Genomic DNA, 23,272 nt, shown 5'->3' with positions numbered 1-23,272 from the left:
CCGCGGCGCCCGCGCCGGCGCCTCAGGCCGCCGTGCCCCGCTCCACCGGAATCCACAACTGCGCTTCCGCCCGCGCGCCGTCGGGCGAGACGTGGACCCGCAGGATCTCCGGTCCCGGGCGGCTCCGGTACGGATTGGACGGGAACCACTCCGTGAAGACGTCACGCCACAGATGCTGGAGCGCCTGCGGGAAGGCGCCCGAGCTGTCGAAGACGGCCCAGATGCCGGCCGTCACGGGGAGCGCGTCCATGTCCTCGGGGACAGGCCCGGAGCTCACCACCGCGTGGTAGTAGTCCAGTTCGGTTCCCTCGGCCCGGCTCTCGTCGAGGTCGTCACTCACCTGGACGATCCCCTCCGGCTCCTGGTCGGACAGGCCGCGGATGCGCTCGACGGTCTCCTTGTCGATGCTCCGGATGAACGCGGCAATGGCCGGGTTGGCCCCTTCGTGTACCAGCGGAACGCGTGCCTTCCTGCCCACCACACGGAACTCTTCCTTCTCCACGATCCGGTAGCGCATGCTGCTGGTCCCTTCGACGACGAGGCGGAAGGACATCCGGGGCTGGGAGCGCAGAGTGGCCCCCGTGCGTCTGGCCTCGCCCGGACCGATGCCGTGCATGGCACGGAACGCACGGGCGAACGCCTCGCCCGAGGCGTAGCCGTACCGCACCGCGACATCCAGCAGCGTCCGCTCGCCGGCCAGCACCTCGGCGCCCGCGACCGTGAGCCGCCTGCGCCGGATGTACTCCGAGAGCGGGATCCCGGCGAGCGCGGAGAACATCCGCCGCAGGTGGTACTCCGAGGTCATCGCGATCCTGGCCAGCTCGGCGGCCTCGACGCGGCCGTCGAGACGGAGCTCGATGTGGTCCATGGCCTCGTTCAGCCGCTCCAGCACCCGGGCCTCCTTCCTCTTCGTCCACCACGGTAGGAAGGAACCACCCTGCCCCACCCGACATCCTGTGCCCGGCCCGGTCGGGTACGTCAGCGGGGCGGGACCGCCGGGGCGCCGAAGCGTGCCAGGCAGTGCCAGACCCTCTTCAGGGACTGGAGGTCGTGGCGGTCTGCGCGGGCGGCGTCACCGATGATCCGCGGGTCGAGGACGCCGTCCTCGGCGATCTCCGCCCCGAGGACGACGAACTCCTCGCCCCGGTAGTCGCCGTGCCGGCGCAGCTCCTCGACGGTCAGCCGGAATCCGGCGTGCCATTCGGTACGGAACGGCAGGGCGCGGGCCGCCGCCTCCACCGGGGTGCCCCGGTAGCAGGGGTCGAGGACGAGGGCCTCGACGTGCCGGTCCAGCAGGACCGGTCCGTGGATCTGGGCCTCGATGTAGTCGTCCAGCGCGTCCTGGTCGTCGGACTCGGCCAGCTCGATGAGGTGCATCCCGGCCGCGACGCCGAAGTCGGCGGGTTCGGCGGCGCTGTCCGGATAGCAGAAGGTGGCACGCGCCATGGCGTCGGCGGTGAGCCTGAGGTGCGCCGAGCCGAACCGGGGGGCCGCGCCGACGGCGGACCGGCGGAAGTCCAGCGCCCCGTACACCGGCCGTTCCTCGGCCGGGGCGTCGTCGTAGGCCCCGCCGAAGATCCTGCTCTCCCAGCGCCACCGGTCGCCGCCGGGGTGCCCGGTGAGGCCGCCGTTGCTGGTGCCCGTCACGAACTGCGAGTGGTAGACGCCGTCCCGCGCCAGGGCTTCCAGGATCGGCAGACCGCCCGTCTCGCGGTCGGGGTGGAGGTTCAGCGTCAGCCGCAGCGACGGGTCGAGGGGCTCTCCCGACGACAGGGAGGCGACATGGCGCAGGGCCCGGGTCGGGGGCGAGGAGGTCACGCCGGTCCGCGTCGTCACGCCCCCGCTCCCCGGCTGCCCGCCCCTGCCCCTGCCCCTGCCTCTGCCGCCTTGAGTACGTCGTAGCCGACGAAGTCGAACATCCGCCGGCCGGCGGCCAGTTCGCCCTCCTCGCCCGTCCCGCCCGTGAAGCGGTGCGCGCCGACGCCGAAGCCCGCGTCCGGATCGGACACCCACAGCCGCTCGAAGCCGCGCTCCTCGAACCAGTCGCAGACCACCGGCACCCGGTCGGGCGCGTGGCGGTTGCGCGTCCAGACGACCGTGCCGCCCGTCCGGCACAACCGGGTGCAGGCGTCGACGGTGCGCTCGATGTCGGCGTCGACGATATTGCCGAACACGCCGCAGATCAGGATGAGATCGGCCGGAGCCAGGTCGAGGTAGTGGTCGGTCAGCGAGGCGTCGCCCGTCACCACCTCCACCTGCGACAGGCCTGCCCGGCGGGCCGACTCCGCTGCGTACGCCGTGTTTCCGGGGTCGAGTTCCACCAGCCGGGCCCGTACGTCGTCGCGCCGGGGGTGGTCCGCCAGCACCTCGACGAGGTCGCGCCCCTGCCCGGCACACATGCTGGCCACCCGCAGCGGGCCGCGCGGCGCGGCGTCCAGCGCGTCCCGGATCCGGTCCTGGACGGCGTGCAGCCGTCGTGTCAGCCATGAATCGGGGGAATCGTACGCGTGGTGCCACGCCTGCCAGTCCATGGCCGGGACCCTACGGCGGGGGCCGCCGGCCCGTCATGCTGTTATCGGGGGGCGGTTGTCACACCCGGCTGCCAGACTTTCGTCATGAGCGATGCAGTGAAGGGCCCCGCACATTACTTCCCGTCGATCGAGCAGAAGTACGGCCGCCCGGTCGCGGAGTGGAAGGACCTCATCCGCGCCTCGCCGCTGACCAAGCACATGGAGCTCGTGAACTGGCTCAAGTCCGAGTACGCGATGGGGCACGGCCATGCCAACGCCTTGGTGGCCCACACCCTCGCCGAGGACAAGACCGCGTAGCGGGCCCCGTACGGGCGGAGCCGGGCCGACGACCCGGCGGGGCAGCCGTGACCGGAGCCCCGGTCTCCGCCGGGTCCGCCGCTTCCCGCGACAACCGCACCGCTTGCACCGCTTGCACCGCTTGCACCGCTTGCACCGCTTGCACCGCTTGCACCGCTTGCACCGCTTGCCGCAGGCTCGGCCCCGGCTCGGCGGACCGCACCGACCGGCGCGGCACACCGCCCGGTCCGGCACCCTCAGCCGGCATCCGCCACCACGTCGGCCGCCACCGCGTCCCGCGACAACTGCACCGCCTGCCGCAGGCTCAGCCCCGGCTCGGCGGTACGCAGCGCCTTGACCGCGGCCACGGAGTCGAGCGGGCCGTCGTGCCCGGACGCCCTGATCCGGCGCCCCGCCCAGCGGCCGCGCAGCTCCGCGTCCGGCACGCCGGCCTCGGCGAGGGCCAGTGCGAGGGCGCGCTCCAGACCGGGGCGCTCCTCGTCGCTCGCGTGCTCCCGCGCCTGCCGGAGCGCGGCGGTGATGCCCTCCGCGTCGCGGATCACGATCACGGCCATGTCCTTCTTCCCGTTTCCGATCATGCGGTCAGCGTCCCCCGCCGCACCCCGGCCCTCACCCGGATTGAGCTACTTCAGAGGTTCATGCCCCCTGCGGCGCCCGCCGGCCGGGCGCGATGACGACCTGGTGCGCGAGAGCGAGTGGATCGGCGAGCGGCATCGTGCGGCTCCGTATCCAGGGCGGAGGAGGCAAGCGGCGCGGGGCGGGGTCGACCGGCGCCGACGCGGGAGGCGGAGCCGCACGACGCCGGGAGCCCGCTCCCTCTCGCACACCAGGTCGTTACTGTCGGGGCATGACTCGCGAAGCCGCTCCGGCACTGGACCTCGACGCCTACCTCACCCGGATCGGCTGGAGCGGGGAGCGCCGTCCCACCGCCGCCGTGCTGCGCTCCGTGCACCGCGCGCACGCCCTCGGTATCCCGTTCGAGAACGTGGACCCCGTCCTCGGCACCGTCCCCTCGCTCGACCTGCCGGCCCTGGAGGCGAAGCTCGTCCGCGGCGGGCGCGGCGGTTACTGCTACGAGCACAACTCCTTGCTCGCCGCCGCGCTGCGGGCGCTCGGCTTCGAGGTCACACTGCTGGCCGCCCGGGTCCAGCTGGGTGCGGCCCCCGGTGACGTCCGGCCCCGCACCCACATGCTGATGCTGGTCCGGGTGGAGGGTGAGCCGGACCCGTATCTCGCGGATGTCGGGTTCGGGGCCATCGGCTCACTGCTGGAGCCGATCGGCCTGGTCGCGGACGCCGAGCTGCACGACGCCCCGCGCCGTCACCGGCTCGTCCACCCGCCGCACGACGGGCCGCTGGAGCTGTGGCAGTTGCAGGCCAGGGCGGGTGACGGGGAGTGGCAGGCGCAGTACGCGTTCACGGTGGAGCCGTTCGAGGCGCCCGACTTCGAGGTCATCAACTGGCACATCGCGACGAACCCGCGCTCACCCTTCGCGCACCGGCTGTACGTCCAGCGCACCACTGAGGACGCCCATCTGGCCCTCGCGGGCCGCGCCCTCACCGTGACGCCGGCCGACGGCGGGGCCCGGGAGGAACGGACTCTGGCGGACCGCGCCGAGGTGGAACGTGTCCTGGCCGGCCTCTTCGCCGTCAGGCTCCCGGAGGGCGCCCGCCTGCCGGAGTGAGCCCGCCCGCGTACGCCTCCGTGGCGCATCTCACCCGTTCCCGTCCGTCACGTCCCCGCGCCACCCCATTCCAAGCCGCGCCCCGCTCCCGACCGGCGTTCCGACGGTGCGGGGAGGCGGGCACATGCCGATGGAAGCCCCGGACGGACGGGCGGGTGGGCCCGGGCGGGTCAACCTGTGGCGAAAGCCCGGGCGGCCCGCGAAACACAGTCGTAAGCTCGCTGACATGCAGGTCATCCAGTCCACGAAGCTCGCCAACGTCTGTTACGAAATCCGGGGCCCCGTGCTCGAGGAAGCGATGCGGCTGGAAGCAGCAGGGCATCGCATCCTCAAGCTGAACACCGGCAACCCTGCCGCGTTCGGTTTCGAGTGCCCGCCCGAGATCCTCGAAGACATCCTGCGCAACCTCTCCGGGGCGCACGGTTACGGCGATGCGAAGGGACTGCTGTCCGCGCGGCGGGCGGTGATGCAGCACTACCAGACCAAGGGCATCGACCTCGACGTCGAGGACGTCTACCTGGGCAACGGCGTCTCCGAGCTGATCCAGATGTCCATGCAGGCGCTGCTCGACGACGGCGACGAGGTGCTCGTACCGTCTCCGGACTATCCGCTGTGGACGGCGTCCGTCTCACTCGCCGGCGGCACGGCCGTGCACTACCGGTGCGACGAGCAGTCGGACTGGATGCCGGACCTGGCCGACATCGAGCGGAAGATCACCGACCGCACCAAGGCCCTCGTCATCATCAACCCGAACAATCCGACGGGTGCGGTGTACGACGACGAGATGCTGCGCGGGCTGACGGAGATCGCCCGGCGCCACAACCTGGTGGTCTGCTCGGACGAGATCTACGACCGGATCCTGTACGACGGAGCGACGCACACCCCGACGGCCGCGATCGCACCCGACCTGATGGTGCTCACCTTCAACGGGCTGTCGAAGAACTACCGGGTGGCCGGATACCGCTCGGGCTGGATGGCGGTCTGCGGGCCGAAGGCGCACGCCTCCTCGTACATCGAGGGGCTGACGATCCTGGCCAACATGCGGCTGTGCGCCAACATGCCGTCGCAGCACGCCGTGGCCACCGCGCTCGGCGGGCGGCAGTCGATCAACGACCTGGTGCTGCCCGGCGGCCGGATCCTGGAGCAGCGGGACGTGGCGTACGACCTGCTGACACAGATTCCGGGTGTGACCTGCGTGAAGCCGAGGGGGGCGCTGTACCTCTTCCCCCGCCTCGACCCCAAGGTCTACAAGATCAAGGACGACCGGCAGATGGTCCTCGACCTGCTGCGGGCCGAGAAGATCATGGTGGTGCAGGGGACGGGGTTCAACTGGCCGGAGCCCGATCACTTCCGGGTCGTGACGCTGCCCTCGGCGAAGGACCTGACGGACGCGATCGGCCGGATCGCCCGCTTCCTGGACGGCTACGCGCAGGTCTGACCCGGCCTCGGGCATCGTGGACAACCATTGTTTCGAAGAAAGACAACTTTAGACTGAATCCAAGCTAGGATGGTTCCCACAGCACCACCAGGAGGCCATCCATGTACGAACCGATCCGCACCAAATCGGTCCACACACCGGCCGACCATGCCGCCGACTTCCCGCACCGCTCCCGCGAGGACGAGCTGGACATCCAGCTGGCCGGGCATTTGGCAGCGCTGCTCGCGGTCACCGACGAGCTGGGTCTGGGCGAGGCGGGCGACCGTATCGCCGAGCAGGTCGCCCGGCTGCGCGGCGCCCCGCCCGCCCGGCACGCCGGCCTGAGCGACGCGCCCGCGACCGCCCTTCACCGCCGCGCCCACGCCCTCGCGGGCCGGGCCCTGGTGGTGGCGGCGTCCCGCGCCGACACCGTGGTCGCGATCCTCTCGGCCGAGCGTATGGACGCCCACACCGCAGCGGTCTCCGCCGCCGCCGCCGAATCCCCCGCCGCACCGCCGCGGCTGGTCGGCGCCCTCTGACGGCCCCGGTCCACGGGCCTTCGAGGCGCGTGGACCGGGTGCCACCCATGTGCGCGGCCGGTTCCGCAGGTGATGCGGGACCGGCCGCGCCGTACGTCAGTGCCTGCCGCGCGTGGTCCGGAAGCGGACCATGGCGAAGCCGGCCAGCAGCAACAGCGCTGCCGCGATGCCGATCCCCACGGTGGTACTGCCCGTGTCGGCGAGGTCACCCGGCCGGCCCGGCTTCCCGGGGTGCGTGGGATGCGGCCCGGGGCTCCAGGTGGGTCCGTCCGAGTGCGTCTCCGTGGAGGTCGGAGTCGGGCTCGGGCTCGGCGAACGGGTCCACGTCGGCGTGGGACGCGGGGAATGCGTCCACGTCGGCGTCGGACGCGGCGAATGCGTCCACGTCGGCGTCGGACGCGGCGAATGCGTCCACGTCGGCGTCGGACGCGGCGAATGCGTCCACGTCGGCGTCGGAGTGGGGGTCGGGCTCGGGATGGTGACCGGTACCTCCACCTCGCAGGGGAGGTCGGGCTCCCCGACCGTCGCACAACGCGCACCCGGGGTGTCCGAGGTCACGGAGTTGCGGAGCACCGCGTCGCCGGTGTCGGGGTCGTCGACCGTCACCGTGTAGGTGATCGTCGCGGTGTCGCCCGGGGCCAGGTTCCCGGACCAGTCGAGCGTGTTGCCGGTGACCTGTGCCGTGCCGGTGCTCGCGGTGGGACCGGCCGTGACGGCCGCGTCGTCGAGCACCCCGGACAGGTCGTCGGTGAGGTGGGCGGGGCTCAGCGTGGTCTCACCCGTGTTGGCCGCCGTGATGGTGTAGGTGACCGTGTCGCCCTGTTCCGCGGTCTGCGGATCGGCGCTCTTGGAGATCTCCAGCACCTGCTCCTTCTCCTTGACGGGCACGGAGGCGGAGGAGTCGTTCGAGGTCACGTCGTCGCCGGCGTGGTCACCCTGCGCCTTCGCGGTGTTGGTGAAGGTGTCCGTGCCCGCGACGTCCTCCTCGGTCAGGACATGGGTGCCCTCGCACACCATGGACGAGGTGCTCGAACCCATCGGCCCGAGAGTGTCTCCCGGGCAGGTCGCGTCGGTCACGGACGGATCGACGACATGGACGTCGGTGAGCTCCGAGGTGCCGGTGTTGGTGACCAGGAACTGGTAATGCACCGTGTCACCGACCTCGAACGGCTCGGTCGCCGCGTTGTCCGGGGGCGCCACCGTCTTGACCAGGTTCAGCTGGTCGAGGGTGGTGACCGAGCCCGCCTGGAGGCCGCGGATCAGGTGGGTGTCGATACTGCCTCCGGTGGACCCGGAGAAGCCGAACTTGTACGTGGGCGGCGCGTCGGCCGTCATCTGCGTCGACAGCACGGGCTGGAAACCGGCGCCGTCGTTGAAGTCGATCTCGACGTCCACGGTCGGCCGGGTGTCCGGGCTGACCGTGATGTGCACCGTGCGCTTGGCGGGCAGCGGATCGGTGCCCTGGTAGCGGAGGCTGCCGGGCAGCGTGGAGCGGAACCCCGATGCCTGGGTGTCGTCCGGTTCGATGGTGGAGTCGAGGTAGCAGTAGCCGTCGTCGCCCTGCCCGGGGCCCCGCAGGGTGACGGTGTCCGTCACCGGGAGACCGCTGGTGACCGGGGACTTCTGCGCGTCGGGACAGCCGTTACCGCGCAGTTCCGCGTCGTTGGCGAAGTTGCCGTACGCGTCGAGGCCGACACCCAGATAGCCGCCGTCGACCCCCGGCTCCAGGTTGCGCTGGGCGTACCCGAGGGAGCCGCCGTTCGCGCCCGCCTTCGTCAGGTCCACCGAGCCGTCCACCAGGAAGAATCCGATGCCGTCGGCGCCGGAGTCGTTGGTGCCGTACTGGTACTGCTCGAAGGTGACGTCGAGGCCGCCGTTGCCGGGCAGTGGCCGGTTGTAGAGCATCCCGCCGACCCGGTAGTAGTCGTGGTCGGTGAGCTGGAGCCAGCCCGGCGTCTCTCCCGGAGTGGGCACGGGCGGAGTCGTCTGGGTGGCGGGGTCGTCGCACGGTCCGACCTGGGACTCGTCGGCGGGCGGTTCGTCCGAGGCGCCGGTCAGACAGGCGTTGTCCAAGGGCATGAAGCCGGGGTCGGTCACCGAGGTGCCGGTGAAGGTCTCGTCGAGCAGCACCGATTCGGCCGCCCTCGGCGAGGGCGGCGCGGCGGCGGTCGGCGCCGCGGTCAGGAGCAGACCCAGGGCCGTCCCGGCGGACGCCGTGACGGCAAGCACTGGAGCACGCCGCAGACGTTCATATCTTTTCATGACATTACGTTAAAAATACCGTGCAGACTCCTAGTTGCGCACGTCACCGACACGCCGCAACGGCGACCGAATGGCGGCGGCCTCCGCGGGCGTCCGGATCAGGGCGCGGCCGGGGCGGACGTCCGGGCGGCCGGGGCGGTCGACAGGAACGTCACGTCGGCGACCACGCACTGCGGGCGGCCCCGCACCGGAACCGGCCCGGTGATCTCCCTGGTCACCGTGGCACCCACCGCCAGGTCCTCGAAGATCACGGTGCGCCTCCCCGCCGCACTGCTCGCACTAGGCCGGGGCCCCTGCCTCAGACAGCTCCGGCCGGTCACGACCTGACGACGAACAGGACCGGCCGCCCACGCGCGGCAACCGCCTCCCCGGAAAAATGGGGCGGCCCCCGGAACCGCATGCCGGTTCCGGGGGCCAGGGCCGTGTTCGTGCACGTCCCCACCGCGGCAGGCCTTTGACCCCACAGGTCAGGGCGGATGTCGGGAGCCGGGCCGCGGAGCTCGAAGGGCGGGATCAGCCCAGGCGCTGGACCAGGGCCCGGTACTCGTCCCACAGTTCCTTCGGCGTGTGGTCGCCGAAGGTGTTGAGGTGCTCGGGGACCAGCGCCGCCTCCTCGCGCCAGACCTCCTTGTCGACCTTGAGCAGGAAGTCCAGGTCGGACTCGGAGAGGTCCAGGCCGTCGGTGTCGATGGAGCCCTTGGCCGGCAGGATGCCGATCGGGGTCTCGACGCCCTCGGCCTTGCCCTCCAGGCGCTCGACGATCCACTTCAGCACGCGGCTGTTCTCACCGAAGCCGGGCCAGACGAACTTGCCCGCCTCGTTCTTGCGGAACCAGTTCACGTAGTAGATCTTCGGGAGCTTCGACTGGTCCGGCTTGTCCGCACCGACCTTGAGCCAGTGGTTCATGTAGTCGCCCATGTTGTAGCCGCAGAACGGCAGCATGGCGAACGGGTCGCGGCGCAGCTCGCCGACCTTGCCCTCGGCGGCGGCGGTCTTCTCGGAGGCGACGTTGGCTCCGAGGAAGACGCCGTGCTGCCAGTTGAAGGACTCGGTGACCAGCGGGACGGCCGAGGCGCGGCGGCCGCCGAAGAGGATGGCCGAGATCGGCACGCCCTTCGGGTCCTCCCACTCGGGCGCGATGATCGGGCACTGTCCGGCCGGGACGGTGAAGCGGGCGTTGGGGTGGGCGGCGGGCGTACCGGACTCGGGGGTCCAGTCGTTGCCCTTCCAGTCGGTGAGGTGCTTCGGGAGCTCCTCGGTCATGCCCTCCCACCAGACGTCGCCGTCGTCGGTGAGCGCGACGTTGGTGAAGACGGAGTTGCCCCACATCGTCTTCATGGCGTTGGCGTTGGTGTGCTCTCCGGTGCCGGGCGCGACGCCGAAGAAGCCGGCCTCGGGGTTGATCGCGTAGAGGCGGCCGTCCTCGCCGAACCGCATCCAGGCGATGTCGTCGCCGATGGTCTCGACGGTCCAGCCGGAGATCGTGGGCTCCAGCATGGCGAGGTTGGTCTTGCCGCAGGCGGAGGGGAAGGCTGCCGCCACGTACTTCGACTCACCGCGCGGCGGCGTGAGCTTGAGGATCAGCATGTGCTCGGCGAGCCAGCCCTCGTCGCGCGCCATGACGGAGGCGATGCGCAGCGCGTAGCACTTCTTGCCGAGCAGGGCGTTGCCGCCGTAGCCGGAGCCGTAGGACCAGATCTCGCGGTCCTCGGGGAAGTGCGAGATGTACTTGGTGGAGTTGCAGGGCCACGGGACGTCCTCCTGGCCCTCCTCCAGGGGTGCGCCGAGCGTGTGGACGGCCTTGACGAAGAAGCCGTCGGTGCCGAGCTCGTCGAGGACGGCCTGCCCCATCCGCGTCATGGTGCGCATCGAGACGGCGACGTACGCGGAGTCGGTGATCTCGACGCCGATCGCGGAGAGCGGCGAGCCGACGGGGCCCATACAGAAGGGCACGACGTACAGGGTGCGGCCGCGCATGGAGCCGCGGAAGACGCCCTTGTCCCCCACGAAGATCTCCCGCATCTCGGCGGGGTCCTTCCAGTGGTTCGTCGGACCGGCGTCCTCCTCCTCGGCGGAGCAGATGAACGTCCGGGTCTCGACGCGCGCGACATCGCTCGGGTCGGAGGCGGCGTAGTAGGAGTTCGGGCGCTTGATCTCGTCGAGCTTGGTGAACGTGCCCTTGGTGACGAGCTCCCCGCACAGGCGCTCGTACTCGGCCTCGGAGCCGTCGCACCAGACGACCCGGTCCGGTTCGGTGAGGGCTGCGATCTCGTCGACCCAGGAGACGAGCTCCTGGTGGTTGGTGGGAACAGTGAGGGGAGCCGCGATGTCGCGCGCCACGATCGCTCCTTGATGAGGGTGTCTGTCTGGTAGGTGCCCCGTGGGGGCTGCGACCCGGATGCTTCTACCCCTTCGAATTCCCTGGCGCTCATCCGGTGCCGACCGCACTCATTTGATCATCCGACCGTTCCGCCCATATGTCCAGGGGGCCGCCCACGTGAGCATCGCCACTCGTATTCGATACCTACGGATGCGTAGGTACGATGCGGGAATGACTGCCGCCCCCGCCGCCACACCCGAACCCGCCGGGCTGGAACCAGCCGGAATCGTCGATGCGGAGCTGAAGCCACGCATGCGCGGCTGGCTGCACGCGGGGATGTTCCCGGCCGTCCTGATAGCGGGCATCGTGCTCATCGCGCTGGCGGACAGCACCCGCGGCCGGATCGCCTGCGCGATCTACATCGTGAGCGCGTGCCTGCTCTTCGGTGTGAGCGCGGTCTACCACCGGGGGACCTGGGGACCGCGCGGCGAGGCCGTACTGCGCAGGCTCGACCACGCGAACATCTTCCTGATCATCGCGGGCACCTACACCCCGCTGACCCTGCTCCTGCTCCCCGAGTCCACCGGGACCCCGCTGCTGTGGGCGGTCTGGGCGGCGGCGGTCGCGGGCATCGCCTTCCGGGTCTTCTGGGTCGGCGCCCCGCGCTGGCTCTACACCCCCTGCTACATCGCGATGGGCTGGGCGGCGGTCTTCTTCCTGCCGGACTTCATGCGCACCGGCGGGATCGCGGTGCTGGTGCTCGTCGTCGTCGGCGGGCTGCTCTACAGCGCCGGCGGCGTCATCTACGGCATCAAGCGGCCGAACCCGTCACCGCGCTTCTTCGGCTTCCACGAGGTCTTCCACTCGCTGACCCTGGCCGCCTTCGTCGTCCACTACGTCGGCATCTCGCTGGTGGCGTACAACCACAACTGAGCACTCCCCCCTCGATCAGGGCCGCGGCTTCCGAGCCGCGGCCCTTTCGCATGTCCGGACCCGGAGACGGCGCAACATTGACACTCACCATCTTTTGAGAGTTACTATCACTTGACTGCAACTCTCAAAGGAGTAGGCCATGAACCGACGCTGGTGGGCCCTGGGCGCGCTGGTGGCGAGCATGCTCGTCCTCGGCTTCGACATGACGATCCTCAATGTGGCGCTGCCGACGATGGCGGGAGATCTCGGCGCCACCACCGGTGAACAGCAGTGGATGGCCGACGCGTACGTCGTCGTGTTCGCCGCCCTGATGCTTCCGGCGGGCCTGCTCGGCGACCGGTTCGGACGTCGGCGGATGCTCATCACCGGCCTCGCCGTCTTTCTGGCCGGCTCGGTCGCCGGCACACTCGCCGACGGCGTGCCCACCGTGATCGCCGCCCGCTGCGTCATGGGCGTCGGCGGCGCGCTCGTCATGCCGCTCGCCATGGCCGTCCTGCCCTCGTTGTTCGGTGAGCCCCAGGACCGGATCAAGGCCATCGGCATCGTCTCGGCCGCCTCCGCGCTCGGCATGCCGCTCGGCCCGATCCTCGGCGGCTGGCTCCTCGACCACTTCTGGTGGGGCTCGATCTTCCTGGTCAACGTGCCCATGGTCGGCATCGGCATCACCGCCTGCGTGTTCCTGCTCCCCGAGACCCGGGACCCCGCGTCGCCGAGGGTCGACATCGTCTCCACCGCACTGACGGCGACCGGCCTCGGCGCCCTCATCTACGCGATCATCGAGGCGCCGGGCCGCGGCTGGGACGATCCGCTCGTGCTCGCCGTGCTGGCCGCCGGCGCGCTGCTGCTCGCCGCACTCGTCGTACGGGAACGCCAGGCCGTCCGCCCGATGCTCGACATGTCCCTGCTGCGGCAACGGCCGTTCCTGCTCAGCACGCTCGCCGCCACACTCGTGATGTTCGTGATGGCGGGGCTGATGTTCATCCTGCCCGGCTACCTCCAGGCCGTCCTGGGACACGACGCCTTCGGTACGGGCCTGCGGATGCTGCCCATGATGGGCGGGCTGATCATCGCCGCGAAGGCCGGAGCCCCGGTCACCGAACGGTTCGGGGCCCGCGCCACGATGTCGGCCGGACTCGTCGTGCTCGCCTTCGCCGCGCTGCTCGGCAGCCGTACGACGGTCGACAGCGGCTACGGCTTCACCGCGCTGTGGCTCTCCGTCGCCGGGGTCGGCTTCGGCTTCGCCGTCGTCCCCGCCATGGACGCGGCCCTCGGTGCCCTGCCCGCCGACCGGGCGGGCAGCGGGTCCGGGCTGCTGATGACCGTGCGGCAGACGGGCAGCGCGCTCGGGATCGCCCTGCTGGGCAGCCTGCTCGCCGGTGCCTACAGCGGCCGGCTCGACACCACGGGCGTACCGGCGGCCGCCTCGGACACGGCCGGGGACTCCGTCGTCGCCGCCCACGCCGTCGCCGCGCGGCTCGGGGCGCAGCGGCTCGCGGACTCCGCCGACGCGGCGTACGTGCACGGGATGAGCCTGGTCCTGCTCGTCATCGGTGCGACCGCGCTGGTCAGCGCGCTGCTGGTCGGGGCGTTCCTGACCACGGCGGACCGGCGGCCCGCGGAGTGCGAGGAGTCCGCGGACGTGGCCGCCGCCCCCGTCGATGCCTGACAATGGCAACCATGGCCGCCACCTCCCGTACCCCCTCCTTCACCGCACCCGATGCACAGCCCCCGATGGGACTGCGCGAGCGCAAGAAGCTCAAGACGCGGGTCGCGATCCGGCAGGCGACGTACCGCCTCATCCAGGAGCAGGGCTACGACGCGACGACCATCGAGCAGATCGCGGAGGCGGCCGAGGTGTCGCCGAGCACGGTGTTCCGGTACTTCGCGACGAAGGAGGACATCGTCCTCACCGACGAGTACGACCCGATCATGGAGGCCGTGCTGCGGAGCCGTCCGCTGGGCGAACCTCCGCTGGAGTCCCTGCGGTTGATGATGCGCGAGACGCTGACGGCGTTCGTCGCCGCGGAGGACCAGGAACTGCGCCAGCGCACCCGGCTGATGGTGGAGGTCCCCGCCATCCGGGCCCGGATGACGGAAACCATGTCGGACACGGCGAAGGTGCTCACCGGGGTGCTCGCCGACCGGGCCGGCCGCAGCCCGGACGACCTCCGGATCCGGGTCTTCATCGCGGCGGTGCTCGGCGCGCTGCGCGAGGTCACGCTGTACTGGGGCGAGCACGGCCAGGAGGGCGACCTGATCACGATGGTCGACGAGGCGCTGAACATGCTGGAGGGCGGCCTGCTGCTGTGAGCCGCCCCGCCGGCCGCCTCAGGCCCCGGCGCCCCTGAGCGCGTCCGCCAGCACCTCCGGGTCGGTGGTCGGCGCCTCGCAGACGAAGTGCCGGCACACATAGGCGGTGGGCGCACCGTCCACCATCGGACGGTCGGCCAGCAGCGGGAACTCCGTGCCGGCCGTCTCCCCCGCCGCCACCACCGCGCCGGGCGCCCGCCCCAGCAGGGCCGTTCGGTGCAGCGCCCCGCCGACCGGTCCGGCGACCGCCACCTCGCGCGGCCCGTCGAGCAGCGCCTCGGCCACCGCGAGCCCCCAGCCGGTGAAGCGCGGAGCCCGCGGACCCAGCGCCTTCACCACGCCCAACGCCCCCTCCGCGGCCGTGCGGTGGGGCTCCGATCCGGTGTACGCCGCGTACGAGAGCAGCGCTCCGGCCGCCGCGGTCCAGCCCGCCGGGGTGGCACTGTCGGTGGGGTCCTGCGGACGGCGGATCAGCTGCTCGGCGTCGTCCGCCGTGTCGTACAACTGCCCGCCCTCGCCGGTGAAGTGCTGGAGCACGATGTCCGTCAGGAAGCCCGCGAACTCCAGCCAGGCCCCCTCGCCGGTGACAGCGGCCAGGGCCAGGAAGCCCTCCGCCACATCGCCGTAGTCCTCCAGCACCCCGGCGTGCTCACCGGCGCGGCCGTCCTTCGACGTACGGACCAGCCGGGCGACGGGGCCCATGTGGAGCCGCACCAGCAGGTCCGCCGCCTCGGTGGCACGCTCGATCAGGTCGGGGCGGTCGAAGTAGGCGCCCGTCTCGGCGAGCGCGGCGATGGCCAGCCCGTTCCACGCCGCGACGACCTTGTCGTCCCGGCCCGGCCGGGCGCGCAGCTCACGGGCGGCGAGCAGCCGCGCCCGCACATCGGCGGCGCGGGCCTCATCCGTGGCCTCCGACGACGGGAGCTGGAGCACCGAGGAGCCCTCTTCGAAGGTGCCCTCGTCGGTCACCGCGAAGAGCTCCGCGGCGAACACGGCGTCCTCCTCGCCCAGTACCTCGCGCAACTGCGCGGGAGTCCAGACGTAGTAGGCGCCCTCGACGTGCTTCCCGTTCGCGTCCTCGCTGTCGGCGTCCAGCGCGGAGGCGAAGCCGCCCTCGGCCGTGCGCAGTTCGCGGACCATGAAGTCGGCGGTCTCCAGCGCCACGCGACGGGCGAGCCCGGATCCGGTGGAGCGCCACAGGTGGGCGTAGACGCGGCAGAGCAGCGCGTTGTCGTAGAGCATCTTCTCGAAGTGCGGGACGACCCATTCGCGGTCCACGGCGTAGCGGGCGAAGCCGCCGCCGAGCTGGTCGTAGATTCCGCCCCTGGCCATCGCCTCACAGGTGTCGGCCGCCATCTGGAGTGCGCCGTCCGCCCCGGTGCGGGCGTGGTGGCGCAGCAGGAACTCGATCGTCATCGACGGCGGGAACTTGGGCGCGCCGCCGAATCCGCCGTGCTTCTCGTCGTACTCACGGGTCAGCCCGAGGAGCGCCCGGGCGAACTCCGGCTCACCCGGCACGCCCTCGCCGCCCTGGGTGAGGGTGCGCTCGGAGAGGTCGCGGACGATGCGCGAGGCGACCTCGCCGACCTCGTCCCGGCGATCGGTCCAGGCCGCCGTCACGCCTTCGAGGACCTGACGGAAGGAGGGCAGGCCGTGCCGGGAATCGGGCGGGAAGTACGTACCGAAGTAGAAGGGTTCGGCGTCGGCGGTCAGGAAGACGGTCATCGGCCACCCGCCCTGGCCGGTCGCGGCCTGGACCGCCTCCATGTACACGGCGTCCACGTCGGGTCGTTCCTCGCGGTCGACCTTGACGTTCACAAAGTGATCGTTCATGTACGCCGCCGTGACCTCGTCCTCGAAGGACTCGTGCGCCATGACGTGGCACCAGTGGCACGCGGAGTACCCCACGCTCAGCAGGACGGGCACGTCGCGCCGTCGGGCCTCCTCGAAAGCCGCGGGCTCCCACGCCCACCAGTCGACCGGGTTGTCCGCGTGCTGAAGGAGGTACGGGGACGTGGCGTGCGCGAGTCGATTGGACATGCCTCCATCCTTGCGCACGCCCGTGCGTGCCACCTAGGCGCCACGGGCGGACACCGACGGTGCCGGATACGCGACTCCCGTGGATCGACGCAGACCTGGCCGCTATCCGTTCCAGGATTGTGATCCCGAATGCGTTTGTCGCTCCCGTGCAACCCTCCGGCGGTGTCAGCGGTCTCCTGGGCGAACAAACGTTCTTGCGTTGTTCCGATGCCCTTATCAACCAAGCCACTTCATACAGAGGTTTCCATGGCCCATGCTTCTCCCCGCCGCCGCGCCCTCCGCCGGACCGCCAGTGCTGTCGGCGTCGTGGCACTGATCGCACTAGGTGCCACGCCCGCGGGCGCGGCAGACCCGGACACCGGCCTCGTGATGGGCAAGATCGGCCCGATCGACGGGGTGAAGCCGGGCAGCGAGCTCGACCTGCCGGGTTCCTTCACCAACGCGGGCACCGCGGCGCTCGACAAGGTCTGGATGGCCTGGTCCATCTCCTTCGGCCTCGGCTATTCCCATCCGACACCCTCCAACTGCTCGACCTATAGCGACGGCGGCGCCGACGAGGCGCCTCAGTCCAACTTCCTGATCTGCGAGTTCGACCAGACGGTGAACCCCGGTGTCGTCTACGCGCCCGAGGGGCTGAAGCTGATGATCGACGACAGCGCCCTGAACGACGAACTCTTCGCGAGAGTCAGCAAGAGCCCGATCGAGATGCCGGAGGGCGGGGGGATTCCAGGCACCGGGCCCGCGATCAAGCTGGTGGAACGACCCGACGGAACCCCGGCCGCCCCGGGCTCCACCGAGCCCGCCACGGCCCAGACGAAGGTGACCGCCAAGAGCACGGCCGACTTCCAGGTGACGGGCGCCCACCTGAAGGGCAAGGTCGGCGACACGGTCCCGCTGAAGGTGAAGTACGCCAACGCAGGACCCGGCTGGGTGGCAGGGGAGCCCTACGAGTCCGTGACCAACGTCCACATCAAGATGCCTGCCGGCACGACGGTCACCGGGACCCACTCCTGCCGGGAGGAGGGGCAGGGGGCGTACGTCTGCGGCACAGACAGCTCGTTCACTCGCCCGAACACCGAGCACACCTACACATTCAATCTGAAGATCAACAAGGCGGTGCCCGGGGCCAAGGGCTCGGTGGCGCTCGAGAACAAGCCCCGGCCCTTCGACCCGGTCAAGTCGAACGACACGGCTGACATCCTGCTCGACGTCGAGGGCGCCGGCACCACGGGCGGCAGCGGCTCGACGTCCGGCTCCGGCGGTTCGGGGACGTCCGGCTCCGGCTCCACGTCCGGCTCCGGCGGCTCGGGGTCGGCCGCCTCCGGCAGTTCCGGCTCGACGTCCGGCTCCGCCTCGACGTCCGGTTCCGGGACCTCCGCCACGGGCGGCAGCTCCGCCACGGGCACCTCGGGCTCGTCCGCCACGGGCGGCGACCTGGCGGAGACCGGCTCCGGCTCCACCCTGCCCCTCGCGGGCGCGGCTGCCGGCGCCGTGCTCCTCGGCGCGGGCGGCGTGCTGCTGGCACGCCGTCGCGCCGCCCAGCAGCGGTAACGGCAACGGGGCGGACGGGCAAGCGAAGGGGCGGACGCGAGTCCGCCCCTTCGCTCGTCGCAGGGTCACGCCCGGGCCTGCGCGTGACGACGCACGGTCGCGCCCGGGCCTCCGCCTACCGTCGCGCCCGGGCCTCCGCAGACAGGGCAGACTTGTCGAATATCGATATGCTCCGCTAGCCTCCTCTATATCGACCATCGATATGGAGGGCTGCGGTGAACACGCGACTCACGAAGACTCTGGCCTCGGTCACCTTCGGCCTGGCGGTGCTCTGCGGGCTCGCCTTCCTGGGCACGGCCGCCTCACACATGCTCGACGACGGCGCGGTGTGCGTGAAGACGGACTTCTGGGCCAACGCCTCGCTCGGGCCGGAGGGGCCGCCGGTCGGCCAGGGCGTGGACGCGTCCAGCAGCGCCACCCGCCTCTGCCAGGACAGCCCCTCCGCGGGGCAGCGGGCCGCGGACCTCGGGGGCGAACTGCCCTGGCTGCTGTTCGGCGCCCTCGCGCTGCTGCTCTTCTCCCGGCTGCTGACAGGGGTCCTGGAGCGGGGGCCGTTCACCGACACGGTCGCTCAACGGCTCTCGGCCCTCGGCTGGTTCGTCACGGTGGGCACGCCGCTGGCCGGCCTCGTCGCCGGCTCGTCACAGTCCTGGCTCGCCGGGAGCATGGCGCCGGTGGTGGGCTCCGGGTTCGAACTCACCGGCCCCATGGCGCTCATCCTCGCCGGCCTGGGCGCGATGATCATGGGAAGGATCATGCGCGAGGGAGTGCGCATGCGCGAGGACATCGAAGCGACCATCTGATGCCCGAGGACGAGATCCACGGAATCCGGATCCACCTGGACCGGGTCCTCGCCGAGCGCGGCATGACCCTCACCGAACTGTCCTCACGGGTGGGCATCACCGTCGTCAACCTGTCCGTCCTCAAGAACGGACGCGCCAAGGCCGTACGCTTCTCGACCCTGTCGAAGATCTGCGAGGTCCTCGGGTGCCAGCCGGGAGACCTGATCACCCACGACCCCACCGGACCGGCCTGACCTCCACCGGCGAAGGGCCGGGCAGCACCCTGTCCGTCCGCACGGGGCCGCGCGCGGACGGACAGGGCGACTACAGCGGGATCAGGCGCGCTTGCGGCGGCGGGCGACCACGAGGGTGCCGCCGACGGCGACCAGCACGGCTCCGGCCGCGACCAGCGGGAGTGTGCCCGGGCCCGCTCCGGTGGCCGCGAGGTCCGAGCCCGCGTCGCCGCCCCTGCGGATCGCGGCGGCCGGCGCGGCATCGGAGCACGCGCCGGACGCCCCTTCCGCGGAGTGCCCGGTACCGCCGGTTTCCTTGCCGGGGAGCCCGTCGGACGGTTCGCCGCTGCCGCGGTCGGTCATGGTCCTGCGCTCCGCTTTCTCCGTACGGCTGTCGGCGCAGTCTCGCAGACTCCCTGTTGCGCACCGGCCCCAGGCAGGAGACTGGGACTCCACGCTGCCGGGTGCCGGGCGGGAACCGAGGGGGACATATGCGGATGCGGGACAGCCACCGGGCGGACGCCGAGAGGCTGTTGGCGCGGGCCGTGGAGGAGGAGGTCCGGCGCTCCGGCGGGCGGACGGACCCCGGGCCGCTGATGACGCGTGCGCGGGGCGGCCTGGACGCCATGGCGGCGGGCGTCGCCGAGGAGTACGCCGCGTACGTCGAGGCCCTGGATGCCGAGGCGGCCGGGCAGACGCCGCTGGCCCACCGGCTCAACCGGACGGCCATGGGAACGCCGTTACTGGTCACCGGAGTTGCGGCGGCAGCCGCCTTCGGTGCGGATCTGGCGCTCGGCACCGCCTCCGGCCTGGCGCTCGGCGCCGGGGCCATCGTCGCGGTCGCGGGCGCCACCACCACCGTCGCCAAGGTCACCGCGTCGCACTGGCCGGCCGCCTCCCGCCGGGCAGGAGCCGTCGGACAGCCGGGCGGTACGGAGCAGTTGAGGCTCCAGTGGCTGACAGCGCTGGAGGTACGGGGCATCCGTCCGTTCATCGACCAGCAGCGGATGCTGACCGCCTCGTCCCGCACTCCGGCGAAGAAGGCAGCCGCCGCCCAGCCCCGGTCCGCCCCGTCCCTGCGCGGCGGCGACCGCAGCGCGGCGGCGCGGATGCGCGCCCTCCTTGAGCAGTCGTTCAGCCATCTCCCGGCTTCGGAAGGGAAGTTCGCGGGCCGCAGGGCCGAACTGGCCCGGATCGGGCAATGGGTGCACGCGGCCCGTGCGTCGACGGAGACGAAGCCGACCGTGGTCGTGCTGCACGGCCCGCCGGGCTCCGGGCGCACCGCGCTCGCCGTGCGGGCGGCGCACGATCTGAAGGACCAGTTCCGGGGGGCGTGCGTGGTGGACCTGCGCGGTGGCGCGGACGGCGAACCGCCGCTGCCGACCCGCGACGCCCTGCTCCACCTGCTGAACCGCCTGGGCGCGCCCCGCGAACAACTGCTGTTCCGTGACGGGGGCTCCGCGGGCCGGCCGGCCGGCACCTCGGCCGAGCAGCAGGTGCGCCGGCTCAGCGAGCTGTACCACCAGCATCTGACCGGCACCCCGGTGACGGTCGTCCTCGACGACGCCAGTGACGTGGAGCAGGTCCGCACGCTGATTCCGGAACGTTCCGACAGCCTCGTCCTGGTCACCGCCCGCGAGCCGCTCGATCTGCCCGATTCGCTCCCGGCGTGGGTGCATCAGCTGGAGGTCGGGGCACTGGACGCGGCGGGGGCGGAGGAGCTGCTGCGCGAGGCGTCCCAGGAGGCGGACCAGGGGCTGTACGACTACCCGTCGAGCGAGGCGATCACCGAGCTGTGCGGCGGACTGCCGCTGGCGCTGCGGATCGCGGGTTCCTCGCTCGGAGCGCGTACCCCCAGCGCGCTGGCCGCCGATCTCGCCGCGTACGGCCCGGTGCCACCGGTCGAGCGGGCGCTCTGGCTGCGCTACACCGACCAGTCCGAGCAGGCGCGGCGGCTGCTGCGCCGGCTCGCGCTGGCCGGACGGGCGAGTCTGGGTGCCGCGGCGGCCGCCGCGCTGCTCTCGGCCGACGACCAGGAGGCCGAACGGCTGCTGGCCGACCTGTCCGGGGCCGGACTGCTGGACCACGTGCGGGGCTCGCGCTACCGGCTGCACGATCTCGTACGGGGCTTCGCCCTGGCCCGGCTGCTCGACGAGGAGGAACCGGCCGACCGCACGGCCGCGCAGGAGCGGCTGATCGCGAACTACGCGGAGCTGGCCGGCGCGGTGATCCGGATGGTGGACGGCAAGATGTCCACCCGGGCCGGTCAGTTCGGACCGCATGGGTTCAGCTCCCTCGACGCGGCGCTGCGCTGGCTGGACGACGAGTCGAGCTTCATCACGTCCGCGCTGCGGCACAGCGAGGGCGTCGACCAGGGCGCGGTGCTCGACCTGCTGGGGGCGCTGTGCGACTACTGCCTGCTGCGCGGTGACCTCTACCGGCTGGGCGAGATAAGCGAGTTGACGCAGGCGGTGGACCAGGGGCTGCTGGAGCGGTCGGTGCAGTGGCGGACCGGTATCGCGGCCCGTCAGCTCGGCGAGCTGGACAAGGCCCGCACCACGCTGTCGTCCGTGGTCGGCCTGTACCGGGAGGCGCAGAACGACTCGGGTACGGCGCTGGCGCTGTGCTCACTCGGCATCACCCTGCACCACCAGGGCAATCTGACGGAGGCGTCGGCTCGCCTGCGCGAGGCGATCGAGCTGCAGTCCTCCGCGGCGCAGGCGGAGGACCGGGCCTGGTCGTTGCACGCGCTGGCCGCCGTGGAGCGCGACCGGGCCCACCTGCCCGAGGCGCTGGAGCTCCTGGACACGGCGCTGGCCCTGCACCGCGAGGGCGAGTCGCTGCACGGGGAGGCGTGGACGCAGTTCCAGCTGGGCCAGGTGCTGTTGCGCAGGGGCGATGTGGAGCGGGCCGAGGCCGCGCTGCGTACGGCCCTGGAGCTGTACGGGCGGACGCGGGACGAGCGGGGCGAGGCGTGGGCGCTGACCCAGCTGGCACGGGCCCGGCTGATGGACGGCGATGCGGGCGCTGCGGTGGAGCAGTTGAACGCGGCGCTGGGCCGCCACCGCGACAGCGAGGACGCGCGGGGCGAGGCGTGGACGCTCTACTACCTGGGCCAGGCCCTGGAGGAGGCCGGCGACACGGACCAGGCGGTGCGGCAGCTGGAGCGGGCCCGGACGATGTTCTCGCGGATGCGTGACGTCTACGGGCTGGCGTGCGCCCGGCACCATTCGGGGCGGGTCACCCGCGACCAGCGGGCCGCGCAGACGGGCAACCTGCGCAATTCCGGTTTCGCCCGTCAGCTGCTGGTGGACGCGCGGGCCGACTTCCGGCGCATCGGGGTCGCCCACGGGGAGGCGTGGACGTGCCTGGAGCTGGCCCTGATCGACGCGGGCAACCAGCGCGCGCCGCAGGCCCTGGAGCTGTGCGGTGAAGCGGCGGCGCTGTTCGACTCGTACGGCGACGCGCGGGGCGCGGACTGGGCGCGCTTCCTGCGGTGCACGCTGCTGCCGTACGCCTCGCCGGGCGGCATCGAGGTGGGCTCGGTGGTGGCCCAGCAGGAGTTGGCCGACCTGATCGCGGCCGGCCACGCCACGCGGGACGCGAAGCTGGAGGACTGCGCGGAGGCGTTCCGGGTGGTCCTGAACCGGGGTGTGGACCTGGAGGACGGCTGGCAGGCGTGGCGCCTGGGCCTGACCCCGGCCCGCCAGGCCCGGGAGATCATGGGTGTGCCGGTTCCGGGCAGGCCGTAGCCGCGCGTCCGCACGGCGCGGACCGGGAAGACGCCGCACCCACCGCGCGGCGACCGGGCCGGGCCGGGAGCACCCCGGTACCGCGACACGGCAACCGGTACAGGGCCGGGTGCCGTAAATACGTCACGGTAAAAGGGTTTGAGGTCCGGAATCCCGGTCATCGTCGAATCTGCCTGGTCGGAGGCGATGCCTCTCCCATTGTTCGCCCGTCAACCGTCCCACGGGGTGCACACATGGGGAATTAAGGAGTCCGTAAGTGGTGCTTGACGTGGCTGGAATTGATTGCCAGAACAGGATTGACGCACATTCGAAATCTTGCCTAAGCTACCGACCGTTCGGACCAACATCCGGATCATCATTGATCGAATCACTACGGGAGGCTGTCATGAAGCGCAAGATCTCCAAGTACTCGACCCTGAGCCCCAAGCGTCCGATGACGCAGTCCCTCTGAGTTAGGCACTTCTCTTCGAAGTGTCCTCTGGGACCCGCTCCGTCCTCCTTCCGAGGGCGGAGCGGTCATCTCGTACAACACCGTGCAGAACGCTCGAAGAACACCTGACGCACCCTGCTGAATACACGCAGGGAATTGCGCAGATCGGATTCTCCGCGGAATGGGAGTGA

Annotated in this window: 20 protein-coding genes; 11 read left to right on the top strand and 9 right to left on the bottom strand. The window is 71.5% G+C overall.

The window, feature by feature from the left end:
- Positions 1 to 22: 22 nt before the first annotated feature.
- From ACGFZA_RS02690 to ACGFZA_RS02680, 3 genes are all read right to left on the bottom strand, one after another.
- The gene (locus ACGFZA_RS02690) at positions 23 to 892 is read right to left on the bottom strand and encodes a GyrI-like domain-containing protein (RefSeq protein WP_393676678.1); all 870 of its coding nucleotides are present in this window, start codon (positions 890 to 892) and stop codon (positions 23 to 25) included.
- Between the two features lie 86 nt (positions 893 to 978).
- Entirely contained in the window at positions 979 to 1,836 is an 858-nt protein-coding gene (locus ACGFZA_RS02685; protein ID WP_393676676.1) for a DUF3626 domain-containing protein, read from the bottom strand.
- Positions 1,833 to 2,531, bottom strand: coding sequence for a methyltransferase domain-containing protein (locus ACGFZA_RS02680; RefSeq protein ID WP_393676674.1), 699 nt, complete (start codon positions 2,529 to 2,531; stop codon positions 1,833 to 1,835). The genes ACGFZA_RS02685 and ACGFZA_RS02680 overlap by 4 nt, the downstream gene beginning before the upstream one ends.
- A gap of 84 nt (positions 2,532 to 2,615) precedes the next feature.
- Between ACGFZA_RS02680 and ACGFZA_RS02675 the strand changes: the two genes are divergently transcribed.
- On the top strand, positions 2,616 to 2,828 hold the full coding sequence (locus tag ACGFZA_RS02675) for a DUF4287 domain-containing protein (protein WP_393676672.1): 213 nt from the start codon (positions 2,616 to 2,618) through the stop codon (positions 2,826 to 2,828).
- A 236-nt stretch (positions 2,829 to 3,064) separates the two neighbouring features.
- Here ACGFZA_RS02675 and ACGFZA_RS02670 read toward each other — a convergent pair whose 3' ends face one another.
- On the bottom strand, positions 3,065 to 3,406 hold the full coding sequence (locus ACGFZA_RS02670; protein WP_385281942.1) for a hypothetical protein: 342 nt from the start codon (positions 3,404 to 3,406) through the stop codon (positions 3,065 to 3,067).
- Between the two features lie 269 nt (positions 3,407 to 3,675).
- On the opposite strand from ACGFZA_RS02670, the gene ACGFZA_RS02665 reads away from it, so the two are divergent.
- The 3 genes from ACGFZA_RS02665 to ACGFZA_RS02655 all read left to right on the top strand — a co-directional run bounded on the left by ACGFZA_RS02665 (position 3,676) and on the right by ACGFZA_RS02655 (position 6,468).
- Positions 3,676 to 4,512 (top strand): arylamine N-acetyltransferase, encoded by an 837-nt coding sequence (locus ACGFZA_RS02665; protein WP_393676670.1) that lies wholly within the window; start codon positions 3,676 to 3,678, stop codon positions 4,510 to 4,512.
- A gap of 226 nt (positions 4,513 to 4,738) precedes the next feature.
- A complete protein-coding gene (locus ACGFZA_RS02660; RefSeq protein ID WP_393676668.1) occupies positions 4,739 to 5,950 on the top strand; it encodes a pyridoxal phosphate-dependent aminotransferase in 1,212 nt (403 codons plus the stop codon).
- 101 nt (positions 5,951 to 6,051) lie between these two features.
- Positions 6,052 to 6,468, top strand: a complete 417-nt coding sequence (locus ACGFZA_RS02655; protein WP_393676666.1) for a hypothetical protein — start codon at positions 6,052 to 6,054, stop codon at positions 6,466 to 6,468.
- A gap of 96 nt (positions 6,469 to 6,564) precedes the next feature.
- On the opposite strand, the gene ACGFZA_RS02650 is transcribed toward ACGFZA_RS02655, so the two are convergent.
- The 3 genes from ACGFZA_RS02650 to ACGFZA_RS02640 all read right to left on the bottom strand — a co-directional run bounded on the left by ACGFZA_RS02650 (position 6,565) and on the right by ACGFZA_RS02640 (position 11,070).
- Positions 6,565 to 8,730 (bottom strand): isopeptide-forming domain-containing fimbrial protein, encoded by a 2,166-nt coding sequence (locus tag ACGFZA_RS02650; protein WP_393676664.1) that lies wholly within the window; start codon positions 8,728 to 8,730, stop codon positions 6,565 to 6,567.
- A gap of 98 nt (positions 8,731 to 8,828) precedes the next feature.
- Entirely contained in the window at positions 8,829 to 8,981 is a 153-nt protein-coding gene (locus ACGFZA_RS02645) for a hypothetical protein (RefSeq protein ID WP_393676662.1), read from the bottom strand.
- A gap of 262 nt (positions 8,982 to 9,243) precedes the next feature.
- Positions 9,244 to 11,070, bottom strand: a complete 1,827-nt coding sequence (locus tag ACGFZA_RS02640) for a phosphoenolpyruvate carboxykinase (GTP) (protein ID WP_393676660.1) — start codon at positions 11,068 to 11,070, stop codon at positions 9,244 to 9,246.
- Positions 11,071 to 11,281: 211 nt separating this feature from the next.
- Between ACGFZA_RS02640 and ACGFZA_RS02635 the strand changes: the two genes are divergently transcribed.
- From ACGFZA_RS02635 to ACGFZA_RS02625, 3 genes are all read left to right on the top strand, one after another.
- Entirely contained in the window at positions 11,282 to 11,983 is a 702-nt protein-coding gene (locus ACGFZA_RS02635; RefSeq protein ID WP_385281962.1) for a hemolysin III family protein, read from the top strand.
- Between the two features lie 139 nt (positions 11,984 to 12,122).
- Complete coding sequence (locus tag ACGFZA_RS02630) at positions 12,123 to 13,649, top strand: MFS transporter (RefSeq protein WP_393676657.1); 1,527 nt, start codon at positions 12,123 to 12,125, stop codon at positions 13,647 to 13,649.
- Between the two features lie 11 nt (positions 13,650 to 13,660).
- Positions 13,661 to 14,293 carry a TetR/AcrR family transcriptional regulator gene (locus ACGFZA_RS02625; RefSeq protein WP_385281968.1) on the top strand — a complete coding sequence of 211 codons (633 nt, stop codon included), beginning with the start codon at positions 13,661 to 13,663 and terminating at the stop codon, positions 14,291 to 14,293.
- Between the two features lie 18 nt (positions 14,294 to 14,311).
- On the opposite strand, the gene ACGFZA_RS02620 is transcribed toward ACGFZA_RS02625, so the two are convergent.
- The gene (locus tag ACGFZA_RS02620) at positions 14,312 to 16,333 is read right to left on the bottom strand and encodes a thioredoxin domain-containing protein (protein WP_393676655.1); all 2,022 of its coding nucleotides are present in this window, start codon (positions 16,331 to 16,333) and stop codon (positions 14,312 to 14,314) included.
- Between the two features lie 246 nt (positions 16,334 to 16,579).
- Here ACGFZA_RS02620 and ACGFZA_RS02615 point away from each other — a divergent pair, with 246 nt between their 5' ends.
- The 3 genes from ACGFZA_RS02615 (at position 16,580) to ACGFZA_RS02605 (ending at position 18,920) form a co-directional block, all read left to right on the top strand.
- Positions 16,580 to 17,884: a hypothetical protein gene (locus ACGFZA_RS02615; RefSeq protein ID WP_393676653.1), complete on the top strand. Its 1,305-nt coding sequence runs from the start codon at positions 16,580 to 16,582 to the stop codon at positions 17,882 to 17,884.
- Between the two features lie 215 nt (positions 17,885 to 18,099).
- Positions 18,100 to 18,687 carry a DUF2975 domain-containing protein gene (locus ACGFZA_RS02610; protein WP_385281976.1) on the top strand — a complete coding sequence of 196 codons (588 nt, stop codon included), beginning with the start codon at positions 18,100 to 18,102 and terminating at the stop codon, positions 18,685 to 18,687.
- Entirely contained in the window at positions 18,687 to 18,920 is a 234-nt protein-coding gene (locus tag ACGFZA_RS02605; RefSeq protein WP_385281979.1) for a helix-turn-helix domain-containing protein, read from the top strand. The genes ACGFZA_RS02610 and ACGFZA_RS02605 overlap by 1 nt, the downstream gene beginning before the upstream one ends.
- An 81-nt stretch (positions 18,921 to 19,001) precedes the next feature.
- On the opposite strand, the gene ACGFZA_RS02600 is transcribed toward ACGFZA_RS02605, so the two are convergent.
- Positions 19,002 to 19,262: an LPXTG cell wall anchor domain-containing protein gene (locus ACGFZA_RS02600; protein ID WP_393676650.1), complete on the bottom strand. Its 261-nt coding sequence runs from the start codon at positions 19,260 to 19,262 to the stop codon at positions 19,002 to 19,004.
- Between the two features lie 134 nt (positions 19,263 to 19,396).
- Here ACGFZA_RS02600 and ACGFZA_RS02595 point away from each other — a divergent pair, with 134 nt between their 5' ends.
- Complete coding sequence (locus tag ACGFZA_RS02595; protein WP_393676648.1) at positions 19,397 to 22,651, top strand: tetratricopeptide repeat protein; 3,255 nt, start codon at positions 19,397 to 19,399, stop codon at positions 22,649 to 22,651.
- Positions 22,652 to 23,272 lie beyond the last annotated feature (621 nt).

Origin of the sequence: Streptomyces sp. NPDC048211 (assembly GCF_043202315.1) — a bacterium.
In the GTDB taxonomy this organism is placed as follows: Bacteria; Actinomycetota; Actinomycetes; order Streptomycetales; family Streptomycetaceae; genus Streptomyces.
This window is presented reverse-complemented; position numbering and strand designations above follow the sequence as displayed.